Genomic DNA, 3,075 nt, shown 5'->3' with positions numbered 1-3,075 from the left:
TATTCATATTTGAGTCCGGCAAAATCGAAATGTCTCTCGCTCATTCAAATAATGAGAGACAACTAAACCTTGGTTGTTTGCCATACATAAAGACCTCTTGGGGTTGTATGGTTAAGTGACTAAGCGTACACGGTGGATGCCTTGGCAGTCAGAGGCGATGAAGGACGTATTAACTTGCGATAAGCGTAGATTAGGCAGTAAAAGCCACTTGAGTCTACGATTTCCGAATGGGGAAACCCACATGCATAAGCATGTATCATTAACTGAATACATAGGTTAATGAGGCGAACCGGGAGAACTGAAACATCTAAGTACCCCGAGGAAAAGAAATCAATTGAGATTCCGAAAGTAGCGGCGAGCGAAATTGGATTAGCCCTTAAGCTTTTAATGACACAGGTGAAGGCTCTGGAAAGTGCCGCGATACAGGGTGATAGCCCCGTAACCGACATGTCATTTTGAGTGAAAACGAGTAAGGCGGGACACGTGATATCCTGTTTGAATATGGGGGGACCATCCTCCAAGGCTAAATACTCCTGACTGACCGATAGTGAACCAGTACCGTGAGGGAAAGGCGAAAAGAACCCCTGTGAGGGGAGTGAAATAGAACCTGAAACCGTGTACGTACAAGCAGTAGGAGCAGGCTTTGTCCTGTGACTGCGTACCTTTTGTATAATGGGTCAGCGACTTATATTCAGTGGCAAGGTTAACCGTATAGGGGAGCCGTAGGGAAACCGAGTCTTAACTGGGCGTTTAGTCTCTGGATATAGACCCGAAACCGAGTGATCTAGCCATGGGCAGGTTGAAGGTTGAGTAACATCAACTGGAGGACCGAACCGACTAATGTTGAAAAATTAGCGGATGACTTGTGGCTAGGGGTGAAAGGCCAATCAAACTCGGAGATAGCTGGTTCTCCCCGAAAGCTATTTAGGTAGCGCCTCGGACGAATACTACTGGGGGTAGAGCACTGTTAAGGCTAGGGGGTCATCCCGACTTACCAACCCTTTGCAAACTCCGAATACCAGTAAGTACTATCCGGGAGACACACGGCGGGTGCTAACGTCCGTCGTGGAGAGGGAAACAACCCAGACCGCCAGCTAAGGTCCCAAATTACTACTAAGTGGGAAACGATGTGGGAAGGCTCAGACAGCTAGGATGTTGGCTTAGAAGCAGCCATCATTTAAAGAAAGCGTAATAGCTCACTAGTCGAGTCGGCCTGCGCGGAAGATGTAACGGGGCTAAGTAGTAAACCGAAGCTGCGGCAATATGCTTTAGCATATTGGGTAGGGGAGCGTTCTGTAAGCCGTTGAAGGTGTGTTGTAAAGCATGCTGGAGGTATCAGAAGTGCGAATGCTGACATGAGTAACGATAAAGGGGGTGAAAAACCTCCTCGCCGGAAGACCAAGGGTTCCTGTCCAACGTTAATCGGGGCAGGGTGAGTCGACCCCTAAGGCGAGGCCGAAAGGCGTAGTCGATGGGAAACGGGTTAATATTCCCGTACTTCTTACAATTGCGATGGGGGGACGGAGAAGGCTAGGTGGGCCTGGCGACGGTTGTCCAGGTTCAAGTGCGTAGGCTTGAGAGTTAGGTAAATCCGGCTCTCTTTAAGGCTGAGACACGATGTCGAGCTACTACGGTAGTGAAGTCATTGATGCCATGCTTCCAGGAAAAGCCTCTAAGCTTCAGATTGTAAGGAATCGTACCCCAAACCGACACAGGTGGTCGGGTAGAGAATACCAAGGCGCTTGAGAGAACTCGGGTGAAGGAACTAGGCAAAATGGTACCGTAACTTCGGGAGAAGGTACGCTCTTGACGGTGAAGTCCCTTGCGGATGGAGCTATTGAGAGTCGCAGATACCAGGTGGCTGCAACTGTTTATTAAAAACACAGCACTGTGCAAAATCGTAAGATGACGTATACGGTGTGACGCCTGCCCGGTGCCGGAAGGTTAATTGATGGGGTTAGCGGTAACGCGAAGCTCTTGATCGAAGCCCCGGTAAACGGCGGCCGTAACTATAACGGTCCTAAGGTAGCGAAATTCCTTGTCGGGTAAGTTCCGACCTGCACGAATGGCGTAATGATGGCCACGCTGTCTCCACCCGAGACTCAGTGAAATTGAAATCGCTGTGAAGATGCAGTGTACCCGCGGCTAGACGGAAAGACCCCGTGAACCTTTACTACAGCTTGGCACTGAACATTGAACCTACATGTGTAGGATAGGTGGGAGGCTTTGAAGCGCAGACGCTAGTTTGCGTGGAGCCGTCCTTGAAATACCACCCTTGTATGTTTGATGTTCTAACTCAGACCCGTTATCCGGGTCGAGGACAGTGCCTGGTGGGTAGTTTGACTGGGGCGGTCTCCTCCCAAAGAGTAACGGAGGAGCACGAAGGTGGGCTAAACACGGTTGGACATCGTGTGGTTAGTGCAATGGCATAAGCCCGCTTGACTGCGAGAATGACAATTCGAGCAGGTGCGAAAGCAGGTCATAGTGATCCGGTGGTTCTGAATGGAAGGGCCATCGCTCAACGGATAAAAGGTACTCCGGGGATAACAGGCTGATACCGCCCAAGAGTTCATATCGACGGCGGTGTTTGGCACCTCGATGTCGGCTCATCACATCCTGGGGCTGAAGTCGGTCCCAAGGGTATGGCTGTTCGCCATTTAAAGTGGTACGCGAGCTGGGTTTAGAACGTCGTGAGACAGTTCGGTCCCTATCTGCCGTGGGCGTTGGAGAATTGAAGGGGGCTGCTCCTAGTACGAGAGGACCGGAGTGGACGAACCTCTGGTGTTCGGGTTGTTACGCCAGTAGCATTGCCCGGTAGCTAAGTTCGGAATTGATAACCGCTGAAAGCATCTAAGCGGGAAGCAAGCCCTGAGATGAGTTCTCCCTGGCACTTTAAGTGTCCTAAAGGGTTGTTCGAGACTAGAACGTTGATAGGCAGGGTGTGTAAGTGCTGTGAGGCATTGAGCTAACCTGTACTAATTGCCCGTGAGGCTTAACCATACAACACCCAAGGGGTTTTGTGGGCTCAAATAAGAACATAAACTTGATTGTGTATAAGAACTGAAAACAGCTTTC

1 rRNA gene is annotated in these 3,075 nt (G+C 50.2%); it reads left to right on the top strand.

What is annotated here, in order from left to right:
* The first annotated feature begins 109 nt into the window (after positions 1 to 109).
* Positions 110 to 3,000, top strand: a 23S ribosomal RNA gene (locus HKI82_RS20285).
* Positions 3,001 to 3,075: the final 75 nt, after the last annotated feature.

The organism is Vibrio plantisponsor, assembly GCF_013041605.1.
Taxonomy (GTDB): Bacteria; Pseudomonadota; Gammaproteobacteria; order Enterobacterales; family Vibrionaceae; genus Vibrio; species Vibrio plantisponsor.
This window is presented reverse-complemented; position numbering and strand designations above follow the sequence as displayed.